25 protein-coding genes are annotated in these 26,242 nt (G+C 63.6%); 12 read left to right on the top strand and 13 right to left on the bottom strand.

The window, feature by feature from the left end; translation table 11 throughout:
• Window position 1 precedes the first annotated feature (1 nt).
• From FHT02_RS03025 to FHT02_RS02990, 8 genes are all read right to left on the bottom strand, one after another.
• On the bottom strand, window positions 2-274 hold the full coding sequence (locus tag FHT02_RS03025) for an HPr family phosphocarrier protein (RefSeq protein ID WP_184084050.1): 273 nt from the start codon (window positions 272-274) through the stop codon (window positions 2-4).
• Entirely contained in the window at window positions 271-678 is a 408-nt protein-coding gene (locus FHT02_RS03020; protein WP_184084048.1) for a PTS sugar transporter subunit IIA, read from the bottom strand. The genes FHT02_RS03025 and FHT02_RS03020 overlap by 4 nt, the downstream gene beginning before the upstream one ends.
• Before the next feature lies 1 nt (window position 679).
• Window positions 680-1,612, bottom strand: a complete 933-nt coding sequence (gene rapZ / locus FHT02_RS03015; RefSeq protein ID WP_184084046.1) for an RNase adapter RapZ — start codon at window positions 1,610-1,612, stop codon at window positions 680-682.
• A gap of 135 nt (window positions 1,613-1,747) precedes the next feature.
• The gene (locus FHT02_RS03010; RefSeq protein ID WP_184084044.1) at window positions 1,748-3,322 is read right to left on the bottom strand and encodes a sensor histidine kinase; all 1,575 of its coding nucleotides are present in this window, start codon (window positions 3,320-3,322) and stop codon (window positions 1,748-1,750) included.
• Window positions 3,291-3,998, bottom strand: a complete 708-nt coding sequence (locus tag FHT02_RS03005) for a response regulator transcription factor (protein WP_184084042.1) — start codon at window positions 3,996-3,998, stop codon at window positions 3,291-3,293. Before FHT02_RS03005 ends, FHT02_RS03010 begins: the two co-directional genes overlap by 32 nt.
• 106 nt (window positions 3,999-4,104) lie before the next feature.
• Window positions 4,105-5,919, bottom strand: coding sequence for a DUF885 domain-containing protein (locus tag FHT02_RS03000; protein WP_184084040.1), 1,815 nt, complete (start codon window positions 5,917-5,919; stop codon window positions 4,105-4,107).
• An 18-nt stretch (window positions 5,920-5,937) separates the two neighbouring features.
• Window positions 5,938-6,393: an NfeD family protein gene (locus FHT02_RS02995; RefSeq protein WP_184084038.1), complete on the bottom strand. Its 456-nt coding sequence runs from the start codon at window positions 6,391-6,393 to the stop codon at window positions 5,938-5,940.
• Window positions 6,393-7,379: an SPFH domain-containing protein gene (locus FHT02_RS02990; protein WP_184084036.1), complete on the bottom strand. Its 987-nt coding sequence runs from the start codon at window positions 7,377-7,379 to the stop codon at window positions 6,393-6,395. The genes FHT02_RS02995 and FHT02_RS02990 overlap by 1 nt, the downstream gene beginning before the upstream one ends.
• A gap of 52 nt (window positions 7,380-7,431) precedes the next feature.
• On the opposite strand from FHT02_RS02990, the gene FHT02_RS02985 reads away from it, so the two are divergent.
• The 5 genes from FHT02_RS02985 (at window position 7,432) to FHT02_RS02965 (ending at window position 12,695) form a co-directional block, all read left to right on the top strand.
• The gene (locus FHT02_RS02985; protein WP_184084034.1) at window positions 7,432-8,244 is read left to right on the top strand and encodes an HpcH/HpaI aldolase/citrate lyase family protein; all 813 of its coding nucleotides are present in this window, start codon (window positions 7,432-7,434) and stop codon (window positions 8,242-8,244) included.
• Between the two features lie 457 nt (window positions 8,245-8,701).
• Window positions 8,702-9,424 carry an ATP-grasp domain-containing protein gene (locus FHT02_RS02980; RefSeq protein WP_184084032.1) on the top strand — a complete coding sequence of 241 codons (723 nt, stop codon included), beginning with the start codon at window positions 8,702-8,704 and terminating at the stop codon, window positions 9,422-9,424.
• Between the two features lie 86 nt (window positions 9,425-9,510).
• Window positions 9,511-10,968 (top strand): IMP dehydrogenase, encoded by a 1,458-nt coding sequence (gene guaB, locus FHT02_RS02975; RefSeq protein ID WP_184084030.1) that lies wholly within the window; start codon window positions 9,511-9,513, stop codon window positions 10,966-10,968.
• 3 nt (window positions 10,969-10,971) lie between these two features.
• Window positions 10,972-12,156 carry an RsmB/NOP family class I SAM-dependent RNA methyltransferase gene (locus FHT02_RS02970; protein ID WP_184084028.1) on the top strand — a complete coding sequence of 395 codons (1,185 nt, stop codon included), beginning with the start codon at window positions 10,972-10,974 and terminating at the stop codon, window positions 12,154-12,156.
• Between the two features lie 32 nt (window positions 12,157-12,188).
• On the top strand, window positions 12,189-12,695 hold the full coding sequence (locus tag FHT02_RS02965) for a tetratricopeptide repeat protein (RefSeq protein WP_184084026.1): 507 nt from the start codon (window positions 12,189-12,191) through the stop codon (window positions 12,693-12,695).
• Here FHT02_RS02965 and rsmA read toward each other — a convergent pair.
• From rsmA to FHT02_RS02945, 4 genes are all read right to left on the bottom strand, one after another.
• Entirely contained in the window at window positions 12,692-13,507 is an 816-nt protein-coding gene (gene rsmA / locus FHT02_RS02960) for a 16S rRNA (adenine(1518)-N(6)/adenine(1519)-N(6))-dimethyltransferase RsmA (protein WP_184084024.1), read from the bottom strand. The genes FHT02_RS02965 and rsmA overlap by 4 nt on opposite strands.
• Window positions 13,504-14,526 carry a 4-hydroxythreonine-4-phosphate dehydrogenase PdxA gene (pdxA, locus tag FHT02_RS02955; RefSeq protein ID WP_343056806.1) on the bottom strand — a complete coding sequence of 341 codons (1,023 nt, stop codon included), beginning with the start codon at window positions 14,524-14,526 and terminating at the stop codon, window positions 13,504-13,506. The genes rsmA and pdxA overlap by 4 nt, the downstream gene beginning before the upstream one ends.
• A 4-nt stretch (window positions 14,527-14,530) precedes the next feature.
• Entirely contained in the window at window positions 14,531-15,904 is a 1,374-nt protein-coding gene (locus tag FHT02_RS02950) for a peptidylprolyl isomerase (protein ID WP_184084263.1), read from the bottom strand.
• Window positions 15,905-15,991: 87 nt separating this feature from the next.
• Window positions 15,992-18,295, bottom strand: coding sequence for an LPS-assembly protein LptD (locus tag FHT02_RS02945; RefSeq protein WP_184084261.1), 2,304 nt, complete (start codon window positions 18,293-18,295; stop codon window positions 15,992-15,994).
• Window positions 18,296-18,454: 159 nt separating this feature from the next.
• Between FHT02_RS02945 and FHT02_RS02940 the strand changes: the two genes are divergently transcribed.
• Window positions 18,455-18,895 carry a DNA polymerase III subunit chi gene (locus tag FHT02_RS02940; protein WP_184084020.1) on the top strand — a complete coding sequence of 147 codons (441 nt, stop codon included), beginning with the start codon at window positions 18,455-18,457 and terminating at the stop codon, window positions 18,893-18,895.
• A 3-nt stretch (window positions 18,896-18,898) separates the two neighbouring features.
• On the opposite strand, the gene FHT02_RS02935 is transcribed toward FHT02_RS02940, so the two are convergent.
• Window positions 18,899-19,195 carry a PilZ domain-containing protein gene (locus FHT02_RS02935; protein WP_184084018.1) on the bottom strand — a complete coding sequence of 99 codons (297 nt, stop codon included), beginning with the start codon at window positions 19,193-19,195 and terminating at the stop codon, window positions 18,899-18,901.
• A 242-nt stretch (window positions 19,196-19,437) separates the two neighbouring features.
• Here FHT02_RS02935 and FHT02_RS02930 point away from each other — a divergent pair, with 242 nt between their 5' ends.
• The 6 genes from FHT02_RS02930 to FHT02_RS02905 all read left to right on the top strand — a co-directional run bounded on the left by FHT02_RS02930 (window position 19,438) and on the right by FHT02_RS02905 (window position 26,234).
• A complete protein-coding gene (locus FHT02_RS02930; RefSeq protein WP_184084016.1) occupies window positions 19,438-20,172 on the top strand; it encodes a response regulator transcription factor in 735 nt (244 codons plus the stop codon).
• Complete coding sequence (locus FHT02_RS02925; protein WP_184084014.1) at window positions 20,169-21,491, top strand: ATP-binding protein; 1,323 nt, start codon at window positions 20,169-20,171, stop codon at window positions 21,489-21,491. Before FHT02_RS02930 ends, FHT02_RS02925 begins: the two co-directional genes overlap by 4 nt.
• Window positions 21,492-21,760: 269 nt before the next feature.
• Entirely contained in the window at window positions 21,761-23,269 is a 1,509-nt protein-coding gene (locus FHT02_RS02920; RefSeq protein WP_184084012.1) for a SulP family inorganic anion transporter, read from the top strand.
• A 170-nt stretch (window positions 23,270-23,439) separates the two neighbouring features.
• Window positions 23,440-24,264, top strand: a complete 825-nt coding sequence (locus FHT02_RS02915; protein ID WP_184084010.1) for a TorF family putative porin — start codon at window positions 23,440-23,442, stop codon at window positions 24,262-24,264.
• 75 nt (window positions 24,265-24,339) lie between these two features.
• Window positions 24,340-24,798 carry a manganese-binding transcriptional regulator MntR gene (gene mntR / locus FHT02_RS02910; protein WP_184084008.1) on the top strand — a complete coding sequence of 153 codons (459 nt, stop codon included), beginning with the start codon at window positions 24,340-24,342 and terminating at the stop codon, window positions 24,796-24,798.
• Between the two features lie 80 nt (window positions 24,799-24,878).
• Window positions 24,879-26,234: an Nramp family divalent metal transporter gene (locus FHT02_RS02905; protein WP_184084006.1), complete on the top strand. Its 1,356-nt coding sequence runs from the start codon at window positions 24,879-24,881 to the stop codon at window positions 26,232-26,234.
• Window positions 26,235-26,242: the final 8 nt, after the last annotated feature.

Below are 26,242 nucleotides of genomic sequence, written 5' to 3'. Positions count from 1 at the left end.
GTCAGTCCTCGCCGAAGCGAGCTTCGACCAGTTCGGCGAGCGCTTGCACGGCGGTCTCCGCGCCATCGCCTTCGGCGCTGATCGTGATCGAGTCGCCCTTGGCGGCACCCAACATCATCAGGTCGAGGATCGAAGTGCCTGAAGCGCTGTTCCCGTCCTTTTCAACGGTCAGCTCGACAGGCTGAGTAGAGGCAAGGGTGACGAATGCCATGCTTGCCCGGGCATGCAGCCCACGGCGGTTTTCGATGGCGACGGTGCGCGAGCAGCGGCTCACGCGGCGGCTTCCCCAAGCACCTCGGACGCGATGGTGATATACTTGCGGCCTGCATCGCGGGCAGCCGACACTGCGTCGGTGACCTTCATCGTCTTGCGCGCGCTGCCCAGGCGGATCAGCATGGGTAGGTTGATACCGGCGATCACTTCGATCCGTCCGGCTTCCATGAGCGAGATGGCGAGATTAGACGGCGTGCCGCCGAATAGATCGCTCAACACGATCACCCCTTGCCCTTCATCGACGCGGGTAATCGCGTCGGCGATGTCGGCGCGGCGGCCTTCCATATCATCCTCGGGGCCAATGCAGATCGGTGCGATCCGCTCCTGCTGGCCTACCACATGCTCCATCGCGACGACGAACTCCTCGGCGAGACGTCCATGCGTCACGAGTACCAAACCTATCATTTCAAACTCCGCCCCCCGAAATAGTGACCGGGGCTCCTTCCAGCGAGTCCTGCGGTGCGGTCTGCAAATCGCGGTGTGTCACCGTGAGCGAAAATCCTTCTTCGCGCAACCGGCGCGCCATCCGTTCGGCGACATGTACCGACCGGTGTCTCCCGCCGGTACAGCCAAACGCCACCGTAACGTAGGACTTCCCCTCCGCCTCGTAGCGGGGGAGCAGCAGGAGCAGCAGCGCCTCGATCTGTGCCATCGCAGGGGCGTAGGCAGGATCTTCGACGATATAGGCAGAGACATCGGCGTCCTTGCCAGTACCGGGGCGTAGCAGGGGCTCCCAATGGGGATTGCGCAGGAAACGCATGTCGAAGACGAGATCCGCGTCGCGGGGCAGGCCGCGGGCGAAGCCGAATGAGGCGATCGTGAGTACCGTCTTGCCCAAGCCATCCCCCGAAAAAGTGGTGCGAATCTGGTGCGCCAGTTCGTTGGATGACAAATTGGTGGTGTCGATCAGCCGGTTTGACCAGCGGCGAAGCGGGATCAGCAGCTCGCGCTCACGGGCGATACCGTCGCTGGCCGGGCGGTCTTGCGCCAGAGGATGGCGACGGCGAGTTTCGCTGTAGCGGCGCTCGAGCTCGGACCCCGAGCATTCCAAATACAGCGTGCCGACGTGATGGCCGTGGTCTTCCTGAAGCTTCTTGATGCGCCGTACGATGCTTTCGGCGTTGAAGCCCCGTGTTTGCGTGCCGATGCCAATCGCCAGTGGGCGGTCGTCGTCGCCCTGAGACCCAGCGGCAGGGGCGGTGTCGAGCAGGCGATCCAGCAGCAGGAGGGGGAGATTGTCTACCACCTCCCAGCCCAGATCTTCCAGCGTGCGAAGCACGGTCGACTTTCCGGCGCCGGACATTCCGGTGACGAGCAGAATATGCTTGGGGTGGCTCACTGGTCCAACTGCTCCTGTTTCACCGTCGCGCAGGCAACTACCGAGAGGCGCAACCGGACCACTCCCTATATCGAACCCGAGAAATGCCCAACCCAGCGACTTCGATCCCCTGGGAATTCCCAGGCATGCAAAGGCTCACCTTCCTTCTGCGCGCGGCAAACGCACGAGGAACCGTGCCCCGGTCGTGCGTTCTTCGCGCGTCTCCACCGAAATGCTGCCCTGGTGGGCCTCGACAATGGTCCGCGCGATGGCAAGGCCGAGACCGGAATGCAGCCCGAACGCTTCGGCATCGGGACGAACCGAATGGAAGCGGCGGAAAATCGCCTCGCGCGCTTCTTCAGGAACGCCGGGACCTTGATCCTCGACGCTGACGGTCAGCGCATCACTTTCAAGCTGTGCGTCAATGCGGATGAGGCCATCCCGGGGTGAGAAGGAAAGGGCGTTCTCCATCAAATTCTCGAACACGCGCTCCAGGCGTGCACCCTCGCCCAGCACGAGCAGCGGCACATCGCCTTCCTGATCGAAGCGGATGTGAACTCCCGCAGGCACGCCTCGCGCTTCGCGCTGCGCGATCAGCGCAGCAATCATCGCGCCTATATCGACCGGCTCGAACGTCGCGCGACTGAGTTGGGCGTCGAGCCGCGAGGCCTCGGAAATATCGGTGATCAGGCGGTCCAGCCGGTGCACGTCGTCCTGAACGATCGCCAACAACCGAGCCTGCAATTCGGGGTCTTTGACACGGGCAAGCCCATCCACTGCCGAGCGAAGCGAAGCCAACGGGTTCTTCAGTTCATGGGTGACGTCGGCGGCGAACGCTTCGGTAGCGTCGATCCGCGCGCGGAGTGCCTGCGTCATGTCGGATACGGCACGGGCGAGCAGGCCGATTTCGTCGCGGCGCTCGGGCAAGCGGGGCACCACCACTTCGCGGGCCCGGCCCAGCCGGACGCGGATCGCCGCGCGGGCGAGGAGCTGAAGGGGGCGAACGATGGTGCGCGCCAGGAACAGCGACAGAAAGACTGAGGACAGGGCGACGATGGCGAGCACCACGCTCAGCCGCCACCGTTCGGTACGCACGGTGCGAGTGATGTCACGCGCGTTGGTGGTAGTCATCACCACGCCCAGCTGCGTGATCGGAGCTCCGGCGGTGATGATCGGCGTGCGGTCCGGCGCACGCCACACAGTTGCCGGGGTGCCGAGCGTTTCGCGAGCGGTTCGCACGTCCGGCCAATCCAGCCCTTGATCCCGGGGCTGTTCGCGGAACAGCGGCGCACGGTCGGCGCCGGCCACGGTGTCGATGACAGCATCTAGAAAGCGCGCGGTGGACTGGTTCCACGGGTCCTTGTCCGGATCGCGCAGGATGACGTTGCGCAGGCCGAGTTCCTGGCTGTCTGCCAGCATCTTGCCGTCCTCGTCAAAGAGGCGGATCCGGTTTCCGGTGTCGCGGGCGAGACTGAGCACCAGCAGGTTGCGGCGCTCGTTGGTCGCGGATGCAAGCGCCTGGGCGATCAGCCGCACCTCACGTTTGGCCTGGGCGACGCGGCTGTCGACCATGCGGCTGCGGTAGGAATCGAGATAAAAGAAGCCGCTGCCGAGCAGGGCGAGTGCAAAGATATTCACCGCCAGGATCCGAACGGTGAGGCTGATCCGGTTCGACCAGGTGAGCGCGAGGTCGCGCTCGCTATTCGTCCGAGAAGCGATAGCCCGCGCCATATAGCGTTTCGATTGCATCGAAATCAGGATCTACCTGTCGAAATTTGCGTCGCACCCGCTTGATGTGGCTGTCGATGGTGCGGTCATCGACATAGATGTCATCTTGATAAGCCGCGTCCATCAGCTGGTTGCGCGTCTTGACGATTCCCGGGCGCTGCGCCAGCGTTTCCAGGATCAGAAATTCGGTGACCGTCAGGGTCACGTTCGCGCCGTCCCACGTGACCTTGTGCCTTGCCGGATCCATGGCCAGCCGCCCGCGTACCAGCGCCTCTGCTGGTTGAGGCTGTCCGCCTTCCGCCGTCGGCAGCGCGGTTTCGGTGCGGCGCAGGATCGCCCGGATTCGGGCGATCAGCAGGCGCTGGCTGAAGGGCTTGGCAATATAATCATCCGCCCCCATGGCCAGGCCGAGCGCCTCGTCGAGCTCATCGTCCTTGGAGGTTAGGAAGATCACCGGGATCTGGCTTTTTTCTCTCAGACGGCGGAGCAGTTCGAGCCCGTCCATGCGGGGCATCTTGATGTCGAGCACGGCCAGATCGGGGGGATTGTCGATCAACGCCTTGAGCGCGCTCTCACCTTCCGAATAGACACGGGTCAGGAAACCTTCGGTCTGAAGGGCGATCGACACCGAGGTTAGAATGTTGCGGTCGTCATCGACCAGCGCGATCGTGGCGGTCATGCGGCCTTGGGTGCTTGGCTGAACGGCATCGAGGCGATCGGTAAAGCAAAGCATCCACCGGCTCAATCGCTGCTAACCTGCGACCATCACAAATCTCGACGGATCGTCATGCCCGCCGCGTCGACACGTGGCGAGCGACAATGTGCCCAAGTACGGTCATCGGAACGTTGCCGCCAAGCACCACCGCATCGTTGAACGCGCGAAAGTCGTAGCGCGTGCCGAGTGCGGTCTTGGCATGGTCGCGCAAACGATTGATTTCGCTGTGACCGACCTTGTAGCCGCAGGCCTGACCCGGCCACGAGCAGTAGCGGTCGACTTCGCCCTGCACTTCGTCCTCGCTCGAGCCGTTGGCCTCGACAAACCAGCGGATCGCCTGCTCGCGGGTCCAGCGCTTGGCGTGGAGGCCGGTATCTACCACCAAGCGGCAGCAGCGGAAGCCAAGCGACTGAAGATAGCCGAGCTTCTCGACCGGGTTGCCAGCGTATACCCCGAGTTCGTCGGCAAGCTGCTCGGCGTAGAGCGCCCACCCTTCGCTATAGGCGTTGAACTGCAACAGCGAGCGGATCAGCGGCATTGAGAAGGTGTATTCGCCTTGCCACGCATGGCCAGGGATGGACTCGTGATAGGCGAGGTCCGGCAGGCTGTATCTGGTCCAAAGGCCCGTGCTGCGCAGGTTGATCCAGAGCCTTCCGGGCACCTTGCCGTCGATCGTTCCTGGGCCGCCATAAGCGCCAGGCGCGCCGGGCTCCTCGGCTAGCGGCAACCGCTTCACTTCGACATTGCCTTTCACCAAGGTGTGGAGTGCTTGGGGCATCTTGCCGCGGATGTCTGCAATACGGGTTTCAAGCAGCTTGATGATCTGCTTGCGGCCTTCATCGGTATCCGGGAAGCTGTAGCGTGGATCCTTGGCGAGCGCTGTCATCCGCGCGCCGACGCTGCCCTGGCTATATCCCTCCTTCTTTAGAATAGCGTCCATTTCCGCTTGGATGGCGCGCAACTGTTCAAGGCCCATCTGGTGGACCTCGTTTGGGGTCATCGTCGTAGTGGTGCCGGCGCTGAGCGCCCAGGCGTAATAGGCATCACCATCCTTGAACTTCCACACGCCAGCATCCGGGGTAGCGCGGGCGCGATGGCGCTCCAACTCGGCGATCTGGCGGTCAAGCGCGGGAACGATCCTCTTGTTGCAGATCTCCCAAGCGCGCTGGCCGAAATCGCCTTCCATGCCGGCGGTGCGATTGGCGAGCGAGGTGACCAGGCTCCAGCCTGCGGTGTTGCCGCCCCGCGCGAGCTTGATCTGCTTAAGCGCCTTGTCGAGCAAGAAATCGGGCGCGATCACGCCCTTGCCAGCAGCGGATTTCAGGCGCTCGGTCTCGCCGTCGAGCTGAATGGCATAGGATTGCAACCGATCGACATACGCCTCGGCATCGCTCGTCGCTTCGATCTGGTGCTCGTTCTCAAGCATGCGCGGAATGTCGATGAATGCGCCCACGTTCTGGGCAACCGCATAAGGCGAGTTTCGCCAGCCGCCGACCGAAACGTCGCCAAAGCCAAAGCCGAAGCCCTTCAGTGAATTGGCATAAGATCCCTGGATCACGTCAACATGGACGCGCATCGCTGGGCTGAGGGCGTTCATGTCGAGGCCAGCGATGTCCGTCAGGGTACGCTGAAGATGCTCCGCCATCCTGTGCTGGCCCGTGGGGCTGCGATCGGCGAGGCGGTGCTTCAGTCCGGCGCGCTTGTCCTTGTCGATGCCCAGACTGGTCGCACTTTCGGGCGAGAGCGTGAGCAAGGTTTCGGCGGTGCTGTCGATCAGCGCCTCGGCTTGGTCATCGGCACTTGCGGCGAGCACCTGCCCGGGAAGAGCCGTGGCGGCAAGGGTTGCGCCGGTGCCTAGGAGCAACTGGCGACGAGTGGTTTGCATGGAGACGCTCCGGTACGGTCAGGCGGTGAGGGTGCGGACGGGTTCGACGGTAAGGCTGCCGCCAGCAGCGCCCGTGATACGGACGCGTGCGCCGACGGGCTGATCCGGGCCGTGCGCGATCCATTCGCCATCCCCAACGCGAACACGGCCTTCACCGCCTTCGAGCGCTTGCACCACCGTGACGGTTTCGCCCACCAGCCGGGCCAAGCGGTCGTTGAGTAGCGGGTCGGCAGTGGCGACGGGGAAGTCGCGGTACCAACGCTTGCCGACTAGCACGGTGGCGAGTGACCAGGCGGCGAAACCGGCCAGTTGTGCGCCGAGCGAAAGCTCGGGAAACAGCAGGGCCAGCGCGCCGGTGATCGCTGCCGCGGCTGCGAAGAACACCAGGTACACGCCTGGAACTAGCAGTTCAGCGGTCGCGAGGAGTACGCCCCCGATCAGCCAGAGCACCGCCGCGTTCTGGAACGAGTCCATCAGACCTGTTGCTCAAACGGCCCGATCCGCTGGCGGGTCGGAACTGGTGGGGCAGACGGTGCGGAAGGCTCAGCCTTGCCCAAAGCCTCCTTGGCAAGTTCGCCAATGCCGCCAAGTGTTCCGATCAACTGGGTCGCTTCGACGGGAAACAGGATGGTCTTGGCGTTGGGCGATGTGGCGAACTTGCCGACCGCTTCGACATATTTCTGTGCAATGAAATAGTTGAGCGACTGGGAAGACCCTTGTTCGATCGCGTCCGACACCAGGCGGGTCGCCTTGGCTTCGGCTTCTGCCGCCCGTTCGCGAGCTTCGGAGTCGCGGAAGGCGGATTCCTTGCGCCCCTCGGCTTCGAGAATGCGCGCCTGCTTCTGCCCTTCTGCGCGCAAGATTTCGGAAGCGCGGCTGCCCTCTGCCTCCAGGATGTTGGCGCGCTTTTCACGTTCGGCTTTCATCTGGCGCCCCATAGCGTTGACGATGTCAGCAGGCGGGCGAATATCCTTGATCTCGACGCGGGTGATCTTGACGCCCCACGGCGTGGTGGCGTGATCCACCACCGAAAGGAGCCGGGCGTTGATCTCGTCGCGCTTTGACAAAGTTTCGTCCAGGTCCATCGAGCCCATCACCGTGCGCAGGTTCGTGGTGGTGAGCTGAAGCAGCGCGACATAAAGGTCGGAGACCTCATAGGCGGCCTTGGCTGCGTCGAGCACTTGGAAGAACACCACGCCGTCGGTGGAGATCATCGCATTGTCCTTGGTGATGATCTCCTGCCCAGGAATGTCGATCACCTGCTCCATCATGTTCACCTTGCGGCCAACACGATAAAAGAACGCGGGATAGAAGTTGAAGCCGGGGGCAGCGACGGTCGTGAACCGGCCGAAATGCTCGATCGTATACTGATATCCCTGCGTGACGATCTTCACGCTGGAGATCACATAGATGAAGACCAACACCGCCAGTGCGACCAGAAATGCCGAAATCACGTCCATTGCCCCCGAGTCCCCTCGCCATAGATTTAACTTGCTAGCATAGAGCGGTACCATGACCACAGCCCGCTTGGCACCGCGCACCGCACTGTTTCTGCCCGCATCGAACCCGCGCGCGATCGCCAAGGCACGGGCGCTTGCCGTCGATCTGGTGATCCTCGATCTGGAGGACGCGGTGCGCGACGATGCGAAGACTGCGGCGCGTGCGGCAGCGGTAGCCGCTGTTGCAGAGGGGTTCGGACCGCGGCTGTGCGCGATACGAGCCAATGGTAGCGGATTTGGAGAGCATGTGGAGGACCTTGCCGCGATTGCCCGGTCGGTGGCGGATTTCGTCGTGCTACCCAAGACGGAGACTGCCGAGGAGGCAGCGGATGTGCATGCCGCGTGCAGCAAACCGGTGCTGGCGATGATCGAAACGCCATTGGGGGTGCTCGCCGCAGCTGATATCGCCGCAGTACCGGGTGTGTCGGGGCTGATCGCGGGTACCAACGATTTGGCAGCCGCCCTCAGGCTGCCGCCGGCTAGCGGGCGAGAAGGCTTGTCGGTTGCACTGCAAACCATCGTGCTGGCGGCGCGGGCGAACGAGGTGTGGGCCATCGACGGCGTATTCAACGGGCTGGACGATGCCGAGGGGCTGGCGGCCGAGTGCCGCGACGGGCGCATGCTGGGCTTTGACGGCAAAACACTGATTCATCCGGGACAGATCCAGATCGCGGCGCGCGCTTTCGGTGCGTCACCTGAGGAGATCGAAGACGCGCGCGCTATCGTCGAAGCGGCTCGCGGCGGGGCCGAGCGCTTTCGCGGACGGATGATTGAGGCGATGCATGTCGCCCAGGCGCAGGCGTTGATCGAGCGGAACAGGGCGTGAGCGACACCCGCCTGCTGCACTAGGATTTGCTTGAGCCGGCCGGATCGCTTCATGAACTGAGGTCTTGTTCGAGTCCGGACGAAGCGGCCCTTGCGACCATGCGGTACCGCCTGTCGCGGCTGAGCAGCGAGCGCCGGCGCTTGGTGGAAGCGCCATGTGCGGACATCTCCGCCAAGGTTCCGCTTGCGAGGCGCAGGCACTCCGGGCGTTGCGCGACGACACTGCGGGCGCTCGGCGCGAATCCTCGGCGCAGGTTAGCGGCTCGAGCCTGCGCAACGCGGTGAAGGACTGGCGAGGCCATCGCGCAGCGTCCGCGAAGATGCGCCAGAATATGGCCGAGCAGATCGAGCGAGAGAAGCATCTACGCTATTCACATCTCTAGGCTGGAGCCAATCAGCCATCACAGGGTTCGTGCGTTATGCTCCCGCAAATCCTGTTCGGATATCATTCCACCCAGATGCCGGCGATCGCCCGGTTCATTGATCATCACCGTTTCCAGGTGAGCTTCGCACCATTTGAAGCCGTCGACCCCGATCACTTCGACCTGATCGTCCCTCTCCGGCTCGATCAGATGCCGTCGGCGCGTGCGGCGGTGGCTCGGAGTTCTGGCAATAGGCGTGCAGTACTGCCTTCTGCCGAGATGGTGGCGTTGGTCGACGACAAGCTGCAGTTCAACCTGTGGCTGGTCGAGCAAGGCTTTGGTGCGTTCGTGCCCGAGTTGCTGACCGACCCTCCGGCGAGCTATCCCTATATTCGCAAAGCACGGCACGGCACCTTTGGCCAAGGCATCAGGATCGTGCGCGGCCCCGGGGATGGGGACACGCCCGACTCGGAAACCTTCGTCCAGCGGGTCGCGGAGGGGCGGTACGAATATGTGCTGCATCTGTTGCGGATCGACGGACGGATCCGGTTTCAGCTCTGCTACCGCTACGACATGGTCGAGACGATGAGCGTGCGCGGGCAGGAGCAGGAGGCCAGGACGACCGAGCCTGCGGAACCGGGCGTGGCGCTGGCGCCGTGCTTGGCGATCCTCGACGCGCTCGATTTCGAGGGCACCTGCTGCTTCAACTACAAGGTCGTTGACGGCACTATGCAGATGATCGAGCTCAACCCGCGCTTCGGCGGCTCGCTGGTGGGTGCGGTGACCGACTACGTCGCCGCGCATCTCGACGCGCTGTGACCAGAACGCCTCCGACCCCCTAGCGCATTTACCCCCTCGCGGTTACATGGGCCGCCAACTCCCGACTCAAGGACTTGGCGCTCTCCATGGATATCCCCCTCGGCCTCACCTTCGACGACGTCCTTCTCTACCCGGGCGAGTCCGAGGTGCTGCCGAGCATGGCCGACACCCGCACTCAGGTGACGAAGGGCCTGGCGCTCAACATACCAATCCTGTCCTCGGCGATGGACACCGTGACCGAGGCTGACATGGCAATAGTCATGGCCCAGCTGGGTGGCATTGGCGTGCTTCACCGCAACCTTGACATCGAGGAGCAGATGGAGGCGGTTCGCGCAGTCAAACGTTTCGAAAGTGGGATGGTCGTCAATCCCATCACCATGAGCCCGACCGGCACGTTGGCCGACGCGCAGGCGCTGATGGCGCGACATAAGATCAGCGGCGTGCCGGTGGTCGAGGAAGACGGCAAGCTGGCTGGTATCCTGACCAATCGCGACGTGCGCTTCGCTGGCAATCCGAACCAGCCGGTGTCCGAGCTGATGACGCACCAGAGCCTAGTGACGGTGAAGGCCGGCGTCAGCTCGGAAGAGGCGCGTAGGTTGCTGCACCAACGCCGGATCGAGAAACTGCTGGTAGTGGATGACGCCTATCGCTGCGTCGGGCTGATCACCGTCAAGGACATCGAAAAAGCCGTCAATTACCCGAACGCCACTAAGGACGCGGCCGGGCGGCTGTGCGTCGCGGCTGCAACCACGGTGGGCGACAAGGGCTTCGCGCGAACCGAGGCGCTGGTCGACGCCGAGGTCGACCTGATCGTGATCGACACCGCGCATGGCCACAACAAGGAAGTGAGCCGCGCGGTCGAACGCGTGAAGAAGTTGTCCAACCGCGTGCAGGTAATCGCCGGTAATATCGCCACCGCCGAAGCCGCACGGGCGCTGATCGACGCAGGCGCGGACGGGATCAAGGTCGGCATCGGCCCGGGTTCGATCTGCACCACCCGTGTGGTCGCAGGGGTCGGCGTGCCGCAACTCACCGCGGTGATGGAAGCCGCGAACGAAGGCGCAAAATCCGGCGTGCCGGTGGTCGCTGATGGCGGCATCCGCACCTCGGGCGACGTCGCCAAGGCGCTTGCCGCCGGCGCCTCGACGGCGATGATCGGTTCGCTTCTGGCGGGCACCGAGGAAGCGCCCGGCGAAACCTTCCTGTACCAGGGTCGCGCCTATAAGTCCTATCGTGGCATGGGTTCGGTGGGCGCGATGGCGCGTGGATCGGCCGATCGCTATTTCCAACAGGATGTGAAAGACCAGCTCAAGCTGGTACCTGAGGGTATTGAGGGCCAGGTGCCGTACAAGGGCCCGGCGCGTGACGTGATCCACCAGCTAGTCGGCGGCGTGAAGGCCGCGATGGGCTATGTCGGCGCGCCGACCATCGCCGAACTGCAGAAGAAGGCGCGCTTTGTCCGCATCACCAATGCCGGACTGAAGGAAAGCCACGTCCACGACGTGACGATCACGCGCGAGGCTCCCAATTACCCGACGCGCTGAGCCATGACGCCGGCTGCGCGATCTCAGGCGGCGGTCGATCTGCTCGACCGGATCATCACCGCCGCGCGCGAAGGCGGGGCGGCGGCTGACACGCTGATCGCCCGCTGGTTTGCCGAGCGGCGCTATGCCGGGTCGAAGGACCGCCGCGCGATTCGCGAACTGGTGTATGACGCGATCCGCCTGTGCGGGGAGCGGCCGGAGAGTGGGCGTGCGGCGATGGTGGCCCTTGCGCGGACCCGGCCTGAGCTTGGCGCGACGTTCGATGGTTCTTCCTACGGTCCTGCGGCGCTCGAGGACGCGGAGCCTGTTGCTGCGGCAGGGGTGCTGCCAGCCTGGCTGCGCAAGCGGTTTGCGCAGTCGGGGCTGGGCGACGCAGAGCAGGTCGCATTGCTGGAGCGAGCGCCGCTCGATATTCGCCTGAATCGGTTGAAGCCGGATTCGGACTCCCTTGCCGGCGCGTTGGCAGGGGCAGTGCCGATAGCGCATGTGCCCGACGCGCTGCGCCTGCCCGGCGATACCTCGCTCGAACGGTTGCCGGCCTATGCCGAGGGCCTGTTCGAGATCCAGGATGCCGGCAGCCAGATGGTCACCGCAGCGGGCGGGGCCCGCCCGGGCATGAAGGTGGTCGACCTATGCGCCGGCGGTGGGGGCAAGACGCTGACGCTAGCCGCCGCAATGGCGAACCAGGGGAGCATCCTGGCGACCGACATCGATCGGGCGCGGCTGTCGCGGCTCGCGCCGCGTGCTGAACGCGCCGGCGTGACGATCGCCGAAACGCGGTTGCTTGATCCGGGCTGTGAGGGCAAGCGGCTGAGCGACTGGCACGGGGCTGCCGACCTGGTGCTGATCGATGCGCCATGTTCGGGCACCGGCACCTGGCGACGCAATCCAGAGGCACGGTGGCGGCTCACCGATGCGCGGCTGAAGCGGTTGACGCAAACACAGGCGGCCCTGATCGATATCGGTGCGGCGCTGGTCGCGTCTGGTGGGACGCTGGTCTACATCGTCTGCTCGCTGCTCGACGCCGAAGGGGCAGACCAGGTTGCGGGCTTCCTTGAGCGGCATCGAGACTGGCAGGCGGTGCGACCTGCGTTGGATGCCGGGCGACCGCGCGGCGAGGGGGTGCGGCTGACGCCGCTGCACGACGACACCGATGGCTTTTTTGTCGCGAAGCTGGTTCGCGCATGATAGCCCTAAGCCGTTCAGTTTCGGAGATTTGGATGCGGGTCACTGCGATTTCGGCTGCGGTTGCGCTGATGGTCTTGTCGCTTTCGTCTTCGTTGATGGCGCAGCGTCCCGGCGATGAGATCGACCCGCGTTCGCTGATGCTGCTGCAACAGGGCCGAGCGGCACAGGCGGCGGGCAATATCGACGGCGCGCAGGACGCGCTGGAAAGCGCGTTGGCGGTCGACCCGCGCAACCGAGACGCGTTCATCGTGCTGGCGGAGATCTCACGCGGGCGCGGCCTGCCGGGCAAGGCGATCCGTCTGTACCGCGAGGCTCTGGCGCTCCAGACAAACGACTTGTCGGCGCTGCGTGGGCAGGGCGAGGCGATGGTCGCAAAGGGCGCAGTGGAAAAGGCCAAGGAAAACCTGACCAAGATCCAGGCGATCTGCAAGGGCCAGTGCAACGACGCCACCATGCTGTCGGCGGCCATCGCGAAAGGACCGCCGGCAACCACCACTGCGCAGGCCGATGCCGCGGCCCCGGCTTCGGCCAAGCCTTAGCTCAGCAGCCGCGCGAGGCTGACAAACTCGTCGACCGACAGCGTTTCCGCGCGGCGGCTGGAGTCGATACTCAGCCGCTCCATAGCATTGATCGCGCCGGGCACAGGCTTGAGGCTCTGACGGAGCATCTTGCGGCGCTGGCCAAAGGCGGCGGCGGTGAGCGCTTCCAACACCTTGAAGCGGACGCCGTCGGGAGCGTCGGCCGGCGTGATGTGGACCACCGCCGACATCACCTTTGGCGGCGGCGTGAACGCAGAGCGATGCACCGCCATCGCAATCCGGGCGTGCGAGCGCCACTGGCTGAGCACAGCGAGCCGGCCATAAGCGTCGGTCCCGGGAGCGGCGACGATGCGTTCGGCGACTTCCTTCTGGAACATCAGCGTCAGGCTTGCCCACCAAGGCTTCCAGTCGGCCGAGAGCCAGCCGACCAGCAGGGCCGTACCGACATTGTAGGGCAAGTTGGCAACGATGTGTGGCTTGCTTCCGAACAGCGACGGCGCGTCGATTTCCAGCGCGTCCCCTTCGATCACCCGCAGCTTGTCCGGAAAAGCCTCGCCCAGCTCAGCAAGCGCTGGGATGCAGCGGCGGTCGCGTTCCACTGCGATGACGTTTGCTCCCTCGCCAAGCAGCGCGCGGGTGAGGCCGCCTGGCCCAGGCCCGACCTCGAATACGTTTGCGCCGGCAATGTCTCCGGGCACGCGCGCGATCCGGCCAAGCAGCTGCGAATCAAACAGGAAATTCTGGCCGAGCGCCTTGCTGGCGCTGAGGCCATGGCGCTGGATGACGTCACGAAGCGGAGGCAGGGTGGTCATGGCAGTCCGATCGCGGAGGTGGCGCTGCGGCGTTCTGCCGCGGACTGCGCCATGCGGAGCGCGGCAATCATCGCACCCGGATCCGCCTGGTTGCTGCCCGCGATGTTGAACGCTGTGCCATGATCGGGCGAGGTGCGAACGATCGGCAAACCCAACGTGATATTCACGCCATCGTCGAAGTGCAGCGTCTTGATCGGAATCAACGCCTGATCGTGGTACAGGCATAGTGCTGCGTCATAGCCGGCACGCGCGCGGGGGTGGAACATCGTGTCGGCCGAGAATGGCCCTACTGCATCAACCCCCTCGGTCCGCAGCTGTGCAAGCGCAGGAGTCAGAATGTCGACCTCTTCGCGGCCGATGGCACCGCTTTCGCCCGCATGGGGGTTCAACCCGGCGAATGCCAGGCGTGGGCGCTCGATCCCGAAATTGCGCAATAACCCTCGTGCCGTGACGCGCGCCTTGGACAAGATCAGCTCCTGCGAGATCATGCCTGGAACTTGGGCGAGCGCCACATGGACCGTCATTGGGACGACACGCAATGTCGGCCCGGCGAGCATCATGACGGCGCTGTCTGCCGAAATGCCACACCGTTCCGCGACGAACTCTGTCTGACCGGGATGAGTGAAGCCGACTTGATACAGTTGCGCCTTGGAAACCGGCCCGGTCACCAGCGCACCTGCCGCTGCGGATCGAGCAAGACCAACCCCGATCTCAAGTGCCTGCAGCGCCACCTGAGCGCCGTCGCCGCTCGAAAACCCGGGCACGACCTCGTGGGCCTCGCCGACCGGCAAGACTGGCAGCGTTTCCGCGAATCTGCTGGCTGCATCGTGCGGGGAGCCAATTATCGAAATCGGGCCATCCCACACGGCAGCGATGGCCTTTGGATTGCCGATCACGAAGAAGGGCGCGAGCGAATGTAGCTCGCGTGCTTTCCACGCTTTTGCAATGATCTCCGGCCCAATGCCGGCCGGGTCCCCCATGGAGACGGCGAGCGGCCGAATGGACGTTCGCCCGCTCACACGCTCAGCGATATTCAACCAGAGCGTCGCGTCGCAAATCGCGCAGCATACGCTGAGCGCGGATGTTCACGCGCTGTTCGGCGATCTGGTCCTGCAACTGCTCGACCGAGGGTGCGCCAGGTGTCGCGGGATCGTCGCGGCCGCAAATGACCAGGACGCGCACACCTTCTTCAACGGATCCGAACGGGCGGCTTACCTGCCCAACCTGAAGCGGCATGATCATGGTTTGCAATGCCGGGGGCAGATCACGGATCACCACGCCGTCGCGATCGACCATCTCGGCGCCCTCGGCTGCCGCGACCTTTGCCGCGTCGCCACAGCCTTGCATCTTTTGCGTGGCGCTGGCGAAGGCGCTGGCCCGCGCAGTCGCCTGCGCTTGACTGACTCCCTTGGGGAAGTTGATCGCAAGCTGCCGGAGGCTGAGCTTGGCGTCGCGGGGATCGGCCATGCCGACCTGACGCTTCTCGGCCAAGTACAGGATCGAGAAGCCCGTGGGCAGCTCGATCGGCCCCGCGACCTGACCAGACTGCATCTCCTGTGCCGCCTTGGCCAGCGGCTCAGGCAGCATGGCCGGACGGACCCAGCCGAGATCGCCGCCGACCGACTTGGTCGATGCCTCTGAATAGGTGCGGGCGAGATAATCGAAAGGGGCGCCTTCACGCATCTGTTGGATCATGCGCTGCATACCGGCATGCACCTCCTGTGCACGGTCCGGCGTCGCGTTCTGATAGATTTCGTAGACGTGGAACTCGTCGCTGCCCTTCTGCTTGGTCCAGCGGTCAATCCAATCCTTAACCTCGGCTTCGCTGACGTTCACGTCGACACGGCGGCGCAGCAGCCGGCTCCAGGCAACTTCGCCTTCAATCTGCCGGCGGATCGAGCGCTCGGAAGAACCTGATTCCTTCAACCAGGCGCGGAACTGTTCCGGTGTCTTTTCCAGACGCCGCGCGACGCTGTTGAAGCTGGAATTGATTTCCTTGGGGTCGACGGTGATCTCGTTGGCCTTGGCCTCCTGGATCTGCAGCGTCTCGTCGATCAACTGGCGCAGCACGGTCAGTCGGAGCTGATCGAGTTCCTGCGCCTTCAGGTTGAGCTTGTTGAGGCCGACGATCAGAGCGACCCGCTGGTCCACGTCCGTGCCAGTGATGACCACATCGTTCACGATCGCGGTCGGCTTTCGGACGTTGGGATCGGCCTTCCCGAAAATCTGGAGGTTCGCCGGGAGGTCGAGCCCGGTATTCGGCGCGTCCTGTCGATCGGGCACAGTCTGAGCAAGCGCCACCGACGCAAGCCCTGCAACTCCAAGCGCCAAAACAGTTTTACGGCCCAAGCGGACCGCCTTCGCAACACCAGTGTTCACGTGAGCCTGAACCCTCATCATACAGATCGGTGGCGCTTACTCGCCAATTGTGCCTGAACCAAGGCTTAGCGGAATTGGGTTCTGCCGACTCTCAAGCCAGATTTCTTAGCGGCCAAGATTCTTGAACGCCAGCGCCAAGAGGAAGCTGTTGCCGCGTCGAGCGTCGCCCGTCGTCTGATAATCACGCCGCCAGGTGAGGCCTAGCCGCAAGCAGTCGTCTTCATAGGCGACGCCGAGACGATGCCGGACCGGATCATATCCATCCGCCTGCGACAGGATGTCTTCCTTGCTGTCGGTCAGGTCGATCAGGATGGAGCCAGACGCAGACCAGAAACGGGTGAGTTGGACGCGCGCGCCGAGCCGGGCCTCTTCCCGGTCCTGAAGGTCCTCCAAAATAAGGCCGATGTTGCGGTCCAGCCGGAGATATCCGACCTGAACATAGGTGCTGCGTGAGCCCACGGTCGCGTCGACCTCGTTGCGTCGGATCGCGAGATCGTCCTTGTCGAGCCGATAGCGGTGGGTGAGGCTGACGAAATCGCGGAAGCGGACTACCGTACGGCCGACAATGTCGGACGTTCGGTCGCTAAGGCCGGTGCCGTCCGGCAGGATCGAATCCTGCGACGACAGGCGGTAACTTTGCCCGATATTCGCATCCACGCTGATGCCGGGCAGATAGAGGGCATAGTCGAGGCCGACCGTTACTCGCGTGGAATCATCGAACCGATCATAGCCGGAGAAACGGTTCAGTGCGAAGAGGTTGGAGTCCTCAAGATCAACGGCGCGCGCGTCTTCGTTGGGTACGTCCATGTTGTTGGTCTTGGGTGAGGCGACGATTTGCACCCGCGGTGTGAGCCGTTGGGTGCCGCCAAATGCCGCGCCGATCAGCGGCCATTTCACGTCCAGCGCGAGAGCGCCGATGCCGCGGAACTGAAAACCTTCCAGCCCGCGATAGCTCTCCACCGTCTCGAGCGTATCGTGCGTGTTGTAGGCGTCGGCGCGGCCGTAGGCGGTGAGCGTCACTTCCTGGCCCCACGGCGTCAGCCGTCGCATATCCCACTGCGCGCTTGCGAACGCACGCTGCGAATCTTGTCCGTCGGTGCGGGCGATAGCGAGGGTGTTGAGCTGAAATTGCAGGCGGCCGCCCAGAATGCCGTCGTCCATGCGGCGCCGATAATCGATCTCCGGCAGCGCGATCGGCTGCGCCCCCTGGCGTTCTCCCACGCGGAGCGTCTGCACTGCCCAAGCGTTGATCGAGAAGTAGGAGTCTTGATCGATCCGCTCCACCCGGAGGTTGTTGCGCAGGCGGTCGTCTCGGGAAATGTCGTACCGCCGTAGGAAGGTACGGTCGCTCGCGGTCCGAATGGAGGCGCTGGCACTCCAGTTTGTGTCGAGCTGGAAGCGGCCGACCGCATCGATATAGCCGCGGAAGTCGTTGCGCGACGTTTCGTCCGTCAACGGCACGGTAAGGTCGTCGGCGCGCCGGCTATAGGTTCCGTATCCGGTGACCCGATAAGAGCCGATATCCGTCAGCGCCCGGTATTCGGCCTGCAACATTGGCAAGGCGCCGGTGAATACCCGCGGCGTGACCGTCAGGTCGCGATTGGGCGCCAGGCTGAAGAAGTAGGGCAGGGCGAACTGAAAACCGTTCGTTCGGCTGATGCGGAGGTCGGGAGCCAGAAAGCCGTCGTCGCTGCTGCCGCCAACCGGGTGAGAGAAGGAAGGAAGGGGGAGCGACAGCAGACCAAACATGGACACACGCGCGCCGGTATAGCGGATGCGTCCGATAGTGGGGTCGTAGACGACGCGTTCCGCGGTGATTTTCCATGAAGGCTCTTTGGGACAGCCTGCCATGTCCGTAACGGCGCATGGGGTATAGGCGGCCTTTTCGACGGTGATCACGCCATTGTCGCGGCGCCCGCGCTCGGCCGCGACGCGACCGCCGGCATCGAGCACCACCAGCATGTTCTCTACCACGCCATCCTTCAGCGTGTCGGTGAGTTCGATCCGGTCGCCATAGGCGGCATCGCCTTCAGGATTGATGACGACAATATTCCCCTGGGCGGTGACCTGCCCGGTGTTGCGGTTCCACACCACGTTATCGGCACGCAGCCGGTCGCTGCGGCGGTACAAGCGAACATCGCCGGTCGCCGTCACTATATCCTTTTCATAGTCATAGTCGATCCGGTCAGCAGTGAACTGGACCTGGTCCGGATCTTCCGAGGCCATGGGCGAGGGGGGCAACGCCGTGTTCGAAGGCGCCTGGAACGAAGGCGATCCGGTTTGCCCGGCCGTCGCGGCCGTTGCAGCTTGGGGCGTGTCCGCCGGCGCAGACTGCAGGTCAGGCTGCTCGGCAGGCGAATCCTGAACGTCGACCGTCTCCTGCGCGCGCGCTTGCGCCGCCAAGCACATCCCGAGGGCGCCCGACAGCAACATAGCCTTGCGCGTCACCTTGATTCCCACCTTTATCTTCACTCCCGGCACGCGGCATCGTCCGCCCTATCGCAGCACCTTCTGCACCGCAACGCTGTCGGCGTTGGCCGGAACGCTCAGCATCGCTAAAGAACCGGAATGCAGGTCGACTTCTATCATCTGAGCCGCACCCCCCTGGAACGCGTGCTGCCGCGCATCGCCGAACGAATCCTCGCCACCGGCGGTAGACTGCTGGTCGTCGCGATCGACGAGCAGACGCGTATGGGGCTTGATCAATTGCTGTGGACCTATGCCGCCGCCAGCTTCCTGCCGCACGGGCTTGCTGGTGGGGAAGACGATGCGAGCCAGCCGGTGCTGATCAGCCGCGTGCCGGACGGAGCCAACGGGGCGCAAAACGTCGCACTAGCCGACGGCGTCTGGCGTGACGAGGTACTGGCGTTCACCCGCGTCTTTCACTTTTTCACCGAGGACCGCATCCGCGAGGCACGTGCCGTCTGGAAGGATCTCGCGGAAAAGGAAGGGGTCAAGCGCCGATATTGGAAGCAGGATGACGCGGGGCACTGGGAACAGGCTGTCTGACGGTCAGTGGGGGCGATTAAGCACTACAATCCGCTCCAAGACCAGTGGATGCAGCGGTGTGGCGAAGCGCAAACCCAGACCACCTTGGCGGCTCCAGCGCACTTGCGCGCTGATCGGGGACAGGCTCGGCATGGTCAGCACGACATGGGTCCCGGTTGGAACGTCGAGCGAGCACGACACGCGGCATCCAAGATTAGAGATGTCGAGCAACTCGACCTTCCGCTTACCTAGCATCGAACTGCCCATCACGCTTTCGATACATACCTGCACCCGCAACTCTCGACGAAGGTCCGAATGCATCAAAGCATGGGTGCTGGCTGGTCTTTGGTAGGGCATTCCATCCTCTACGGCTGGGAGGCAACATGCCTCCGCCAACCCCTCCACGGAAGCTGGCGGGCCGAGCAACCAGGATAAGGACCAAGTTATACCAACATGTTAAGGCGAATGCAGCCCTGCGAGACGGGCACTTTCCGCAGTGCCGTTGTTGCCTCGCAACACGATGCGGCGTTGACCCGTGCGTGTCCGGTTTTTAGGGCGGGCAAATGACCCAGACACCAGCCACTGCGGCGGCACCTACGATCGTCCTGGTCGAGGATGATCCGCCGCTTCGGACGCTCACTTCGCGCGCGTTGCAAGAACATGGGTACAGGGTTCGTCCAGCTGCTACCGGCGCCGAGATGTGGGTGGCGCTGGACGCCGGACCGGCAGACCTCGTCATTCTGGACGTCATGCTGCCTGGTGCCAGCGGCATCGATCTTTGTCGCACGCTTCGTGAGAAGAGCCAGATCCCTGTGATCTTCATATCGGCAAAGGGGAGCGAAACCGACCGAGTAGTCGGGCTTGAGCTCGGCGCCGACGATTATCTTGCCAAGCCATTCGGCACGAGGGAGCTGATTGCGCGGGTCCGCGCAGTGCTGCGCCGCGGCAGCGGCCGGTCCGAGGGCGATGCGCAACCCGCTCAGGGCATTTTGCGCTTCGACGATTGGACTATCAATCTTCCGCGGCGCGAGCTGATTTCGCCAACCGGGGCGGTGGTGGACCTGACCGGTGCCGAATTCGACCTTCTCGTCAGCCTGTGCGATCATGCCGGCCGGGTAATTGCGCGCGAGCGGCTGATCGAACTATCCCGCACCCGCCTGGGTGACAGTTCAGATCGCAGCGTCGATGTCCTGATCAGCCGGCTACGGCGCAAGCTTTCGACGACCGGCGGCAAGGCGCCGATAATCACCGTCCGTGGCGTTGGCTACATGCTGAACGCTCCAGTGACTCGCAATTGAGAAGGTCGCTGCGGCCTTCGCTCGGGCTGATCGGCCAGATCTTCGCGATCCTGCTGCTTGCGATCCTGATCGAATTCGGCGCGAGCACCTTCTTCTACGAACGCGCCAGCCAGCTCTCGGTACGCGAGGACGAGGCCCGGAGGCTGGCTGAGCATCTGATCATCGCTCGCAAGCTGCTGGATGACTCCCCGGCGGATACCCGAGTCACGCTGGCGCAAGATTTGACCACGTCGCGGTACAGTATCGGCTGGACGCCAAAGCTTCCGTCATATTTGGCCGCCGCACAGACGCTCGACCGCATCCACGAGCAAGTGCTTGTGTGGGAGCCGAGCCTCGCGTCCTCCAATTTGCGGCTGCGCCTGAGCGGCACGCCGCGCCGGGTCGTCATCGCCGGCGGATTAACGCTCGAAGACGGCACCTGGATGGAGTTCGGTACGCGCGAGCCGATCCAGCAGCTTGGATTTTCCATCGAGCGGATGCTGCTTGCGCTCGGCCCGGCGGTCGCGATCATCCTCGCGGGCGGTGTGCTCGTACGTCAGACGTTGCTGCCGATGCGCCGACTTGCCCATGCTGCCGAGCATGTCGGCAGCGATATCGCCGAGGAAGTACCCGAAGGGGGAGCCCGCGAAGTGCGGCGGGTTATCCGCGCCTTCAATCGGATGCAGGCCCGTATCCACCGTCTGATCGACGATCGGACTCAGGCGCTGGCGGCGGTGGGCCATGATCTTCGCACGCCGCTGGCGCGGCTGCGGCTGCGCGCAGATGCGATCGGAGATCCCGCAGTTCTGGACGCGATCCAAGGGGACATTGGCGAGATGGAGGCAATGATCGGATCTTTGCTTGCCTATCTGAGCGGCGATGTTGACGTCGAACCGCGGGTATCGACCGATCTGGCGGTGATGTGCGCAACGATCGCCGATGACGCAGCCGATCACGGCCACGCTGTGACGTATGACGGGCCTGAACATCTGGAGATGATGATTCGCCCGACCACGCTGAAGCGGGCGATGGTAAACCTCGTGGAGAATGGCGTTCATTATGCCGACACCGTTTGGTTGAAGCTGGAAGCTGGAAACAATCACGTCGCGATCTGCGTCGAGGACGATGGACCAGGGATCCCCGAGGACGCTTTGCGTACCGTACTGGAGCCGTTTGTGCGGCTTGATCGCGCTCGGGCACGTGACACGCTGGGTCTCGGTCTGGGCCTTTCGATCGTTGCGAAGGCCGTGGACAGTGAAGGCGGAACCCTGAAGCTGGGCAACCGCCGAGAAGGCGGGCTGCGGGCGCAGATCATTCTTCAGTACACTCATTCCGCATAGCAACAATTCCTTACAGCGCCGCTGCGTCGGAGCAAAAGAACGCGCCTACTTACTACTCGATTACCCCGTGTTCCCCCGCGGGTGGTGAGAGGAATTAAGCGGTGAATGACATAATCGCACGCGTTGTCGGCTGCGAGAAGCAAGTCTTCTCGAGTCAGAGTGCCTTATACCGGCCGGTTCGTACCGATGCGTGACGATCGTCCGCTGCTGGTTGCATCGCCCGCTGCAAAGCGGATCGCGTCCGAAAACTATGCACTGGAAACTGCAGAATGAGCCCCGCTCCATCGGCCAAGTCCGGCCCGCTCGTGCGGGACTTTACGGCTTCCATCGTCGTCTTTCTGGTTGCGATGCCGCTTTGTATGGGCATTGCCATCGCGTCAGGCGTTCCACCTGAAAAGGGCCTGATCACCGGCATCATCGGCGGTATCGTCGTGGGCGCCTTGGCCGGTTCGCCACTTCAGGTGAGCGGCCCCGCGGCGGGTCTGGCCGTGATCGTGTTTGAACTAGTCCGCGATCAAGGGCTGTCGGCGCTGGGGCCCATTCTCGTGTTGGCTGGTGCCATTCAGGTAGTTGCGGGTATCTTTCGTCTCGGCGGCTGGTTTCGCGCCATCTCTCCAGCGGTGGTGCATGGCATGCTTGCTGGCATCGGCGTGCTGATCGTTGTGGGGCAATATCACGTCTTGTTCGACGCCAAGCCGCTCTCGAACGGCCTTGCCAATCTTGCTGCAATGCCGGGCCGCCTCCTGGGGCTGTCACCCAACAACATCGCGGCAACCGAAATCGCCCTGCTGCTGGGTCTACTGACGATCGCCGTCATGCTCGCGTGGGAGAAGTTCCGGCCTGCATCGCTGAAGCTGCTGCCAGCGGCGTTGCTCGGGGTCGCCGCCGCCACGCTGGTCGCCTGGAGCATGGGTCTGAGCGTTACGCGCGTTGCCGTGCCGGAGAACATCGTCGCAGCGGTCACGCTTCCAGACGCCGGCTTCTTCAGCCGTTGGGTCGATCCGGCGGTGCTTACTGCCGCGCTTGCCATCGCCTTCATCGCCAGCGCCGAAACGCTGCTGTCGGCGGCCGCCGTAGATCGGATGCATGATGGCGTGCGCACCAACTACAACAAGGAGTTGCGCGCACAGGGCATCGGCAACCTGCTGTGCGGGTTCGCTGGCGCCTTGCCGATGACCGGCGTGATCGTTCGCAGCTCTGCCAACGTTCAGGCTGGTGCGCAGACGCGGCGTTCGGCGATCCTGCATGGCGTGTGGATCTTGGCCTTCGTAGCGGTGCTGCCAGGGCTGCTGCGTGAGATCCCCATGGCAGCGCTTGGTGCGGTGCTGGTGGTTACGGGTGCCCGGCTGGTGAACTTCAACCATGCCAAGCATCTGTTCCGCGACTATGGACTGCTGCCTGTGGCGATCTGGGCCGTGACGCTGATACTGGTCGTGGCAGAGGATCTGCTGACCGGCGTGCTCGTCGGCATTGCCCTGTCGCTACTCGAGTTGGTGCCGCATTTCCGCGGCCTGCGGCTCAAGGTCGATCGGCAGCAGGATGCCGGAATGCAGACGGTTGCATTGTCGGGTGCTGCAACCTTCGTCGCACTACCCAAGCTGTCCGACGCGCTCGAATCGGTCCCGGGTGATGCGCCGGTTCGGCTCGACCTCACGGAGTGCTCGGCAGTCGACCATACTTGTGCAGAGATGATGAAGGATTGGCTGCAACGTCGCCGCGCCGGCGGTGGAAGGGTCGAACTGTTCGGCGCCACCGGCAAAATGGCGGCTTTCGCCTGAACTCGGGCAATGCTTTGTAACAGCCGGGCAATTCGTTTGACACGTCACGAGCTGTAAGCAACAAGAAGTCCGGACCGATCGTGCCTCCCCGTTTTAAAGCGCAGCGGGAGAAGGTGCGGCGGTCCGGGCGCAGGAGGAACTTCCGAAGTCTGCCATAAAGGGGTTGGCTGATGAAGTTCCTTGGTTATTTGCCCGCCGTTGCGGCGGCGTTCTTCCTCTCGACGTCTGGCGCACTGGCGCAGGAAACTGACCCACCCGGTCCGGTAACCGTCTCAGGAAGCGCGGCACTCGTGTCTGACTATCGCTTCCGCGGCGTCTCTCAGACCGATGAGGAGATGGCCGTCCAAGCCGGTTTCACCGTAACCCACGAAAGCGGTGCCTATGTCGGCACCTGGGCTTCCAATCTGGCAGGCTGGGGTACGTTCGGCGGCGCCAATATCGAGCTCGACCTGTATGGCGGCTACAAATTCGCCATTGCCGGCGGTGGCACGCTGGACGTTGGGTTGACTTGGTACATGTACCCCGGTGGCGCCGACAAGACTGACTTCGCCGAAGGCTATGCAAAGCTTAGCGGGGCTATTGGACCCGTATCGCTGACTGGCGGTGTCGCCTACGCGCCTAAGCAGGACGCGCTCGGCAACTATTCGGCCACGCCCTTCAGCCGGGGCCAAAAAGACGACAATCTGTACCTATGGGGCGATGGTTCCACCAGCCTTCCAGGCACGCCGATCACGCTGAAGGCGCATATCGGCTATTCTGACGGCAATCCCGGTCTGGGTCCGAACGGCACCAGCGTAGCGCCCACCGGAAAATATTGGGACTGGTCGCTCGGTGGCGACGTGGCTGTCGGGCCGCTCACCCTCGGCGTGGCCTATGTCGACACCGACATCACCCGCAGCGAGTCCGCCTACCTGCTGCCCAACTTCTCCTCGACAAAGGACGGAGGCTCGATCGCTGACGGTCAGGCGGTGTTCTCGCTCTCAGCTGCATTCTGAGTTCGGGCTGGCGATGCGGAGCAGGCGGTATCGCCTGTTTCGCGGCGCTGGGACAGCCGCTAAGACTCATCGATTATGAGCGACGCCGAAAGCGCCCAGGCAATGTCCCCGAGCGAGCGCCGCGCCGCGGCGTTTCGACGCACGCGGGAAGCGCACAAAAGCGAAGTCGCCGAGGATTATGTCGAACTGATCGGGGACCTGATTGCCGGGCAGGGAGAGGCGCGTCTCACCGACGTGGCCGAGAACATGGCGGTCACCCAAGCAACCGCGGCCAAGATCGTCGCCCGCTTGAAGCGGGAGGGGCTAGTCGAGAACAAGCCTTATCGCTCACTCTTCCTAACTCCGGCAGGCACGCAGATGGCGGACCGCTCCCGCGTGCGGCATCGCGTGGTTTATGACTTCCTTCGCGCACTCGGGATCGAGGATGCTGTCGCTGAGGCTGACTCTGAAGGCATCGAGCATCACGTGAGTGATGTAACGCTTGCGGCCATAGCCGAACTCACAGCGCGTCTAAGCGGCCACGACGATCGATGAATTAGCCTGGGCTAAACTTGAACGAAACGGCTATGTGCTGGTTAAGCCCGCAGAAGCGGGCACTGGCGGAAGGTCGTGATATGATCAGCAGGGGCACGAGCGCAGAGGGGGGAAAGGACGGTTGGCGCACCGGCGGCGCGCCATCGCTTCCTGAGGTATTCCGGTCAGTACCCGTTCCAGCATCGACGGTGGGCTGGCGCCGCATGGCCGCCTTTGCCGGCCCCGGTTTCCTTGTAGCCGTCGGCTATATGGATCCAGGCAATTGGGCAACCGATCTGGCGGGCGGGTCGGCGTTCGGATACACGCTGCTCTCGGTCATCCTGCTGTCGAACCTCATGGCGATCTGCCTTCAATCGCTTGCCGCTCGCCTCGGCATCGCAACAGGACGGGATCTCGCCTCGGCATGCCGCGATGCGTACAGCAAGCCGGTAGCCATTACGCTCTGGCTGTTGTGTGAGATCGCGATCGTAGCCTGCGACTTGGCCGAGGTGATCGGCACCGCGATCGGCCTTAATCTGCTGTTCGGCTTGCCTCTTGTGTGGGGCGTAATCCTTACCGCGCTCGACGTCTTCCTGATCCTTGCGCTGCAAAAGCGCGGTTTCCGCCGGTTGGAAGCATTTGTGATCGCGCTGTTGGCAGTGATCGCCGGGTGCTTCGCCTATGAGCTGTCCGTCTCCCACCCGGCATGGTCCAGCGTCGCCGCAGGGCTGGTACCCACGCCGGAGATCGTGACCAACCCGGCAATGCTGTATATCGCCATCGGCATCCTGGGCGCGACCGTGATGCCGCATAATCTGTACCTCCACTCCGCAGCCGTGCAGACCCGTGACTTCGCGCCGACGCCGGAGGGTAAACGCGACGCCGCCAAATGGGCGACGATCGACACCACCGTGGCTCTGATGCTGGCCTTGTTCGTCAACGCCGCCATCCTGATCCTTGCGGCCGCGGCGTTTCACACCGCCGGCAACACGCAAGTCGCTGAAATCCAGGACGCGTACAACCTGCTTACTCCGACGCTTGGCACCGCACTGGCTAGCACCCTGTTCGCCGTTGCCCTGCTGGCGTCAGGTCAGAACTCGACCGTGACTGCCACGCTCGCGGGGCAGGTCGTGATGGAGGGCTTTCTGCGACTGCGGCTGGCGCCCTGGGTGCGCAGGCTGGTGACGCGCGCGCTCGCCATCATCCCTGCCGCCATCGTTGCGGCGCTCTATGGCGAGTCCGGCACCGCGAAGCTGCTAGTGCTGAGCCAGGTGATACTATCGCTGCAACTTCCGTTCGCGGTAGTCCCGCTGGTGCAGTTCACCTCGGACCGGACGAAGATGGGAAACTTGACCAGCCCGCGTTGGTTGAAGTTCATCGCGTGGGTCGTAACGGCGTTGATCATAGGCTTGAACATGAAGCTTCTGCTCGACACGATGGGCGCCACCGGTTCCTGACGGGACGC

Source organism: Sphingomonas xinjiangensis (assembly GCF_014199255.1).
Classification (GTDB): Bacteria; Pseudomonadota; Alphaproteobacteria; order Sphingomonadales; family Sphingomonadaceae; genus Sphingomonas; species Sphingomonas xinjiangensis.
Note: the sequence above shows the minus strand (reverse complement) of the source record. Positions and strands in the feature narration are given on the sequence as shown.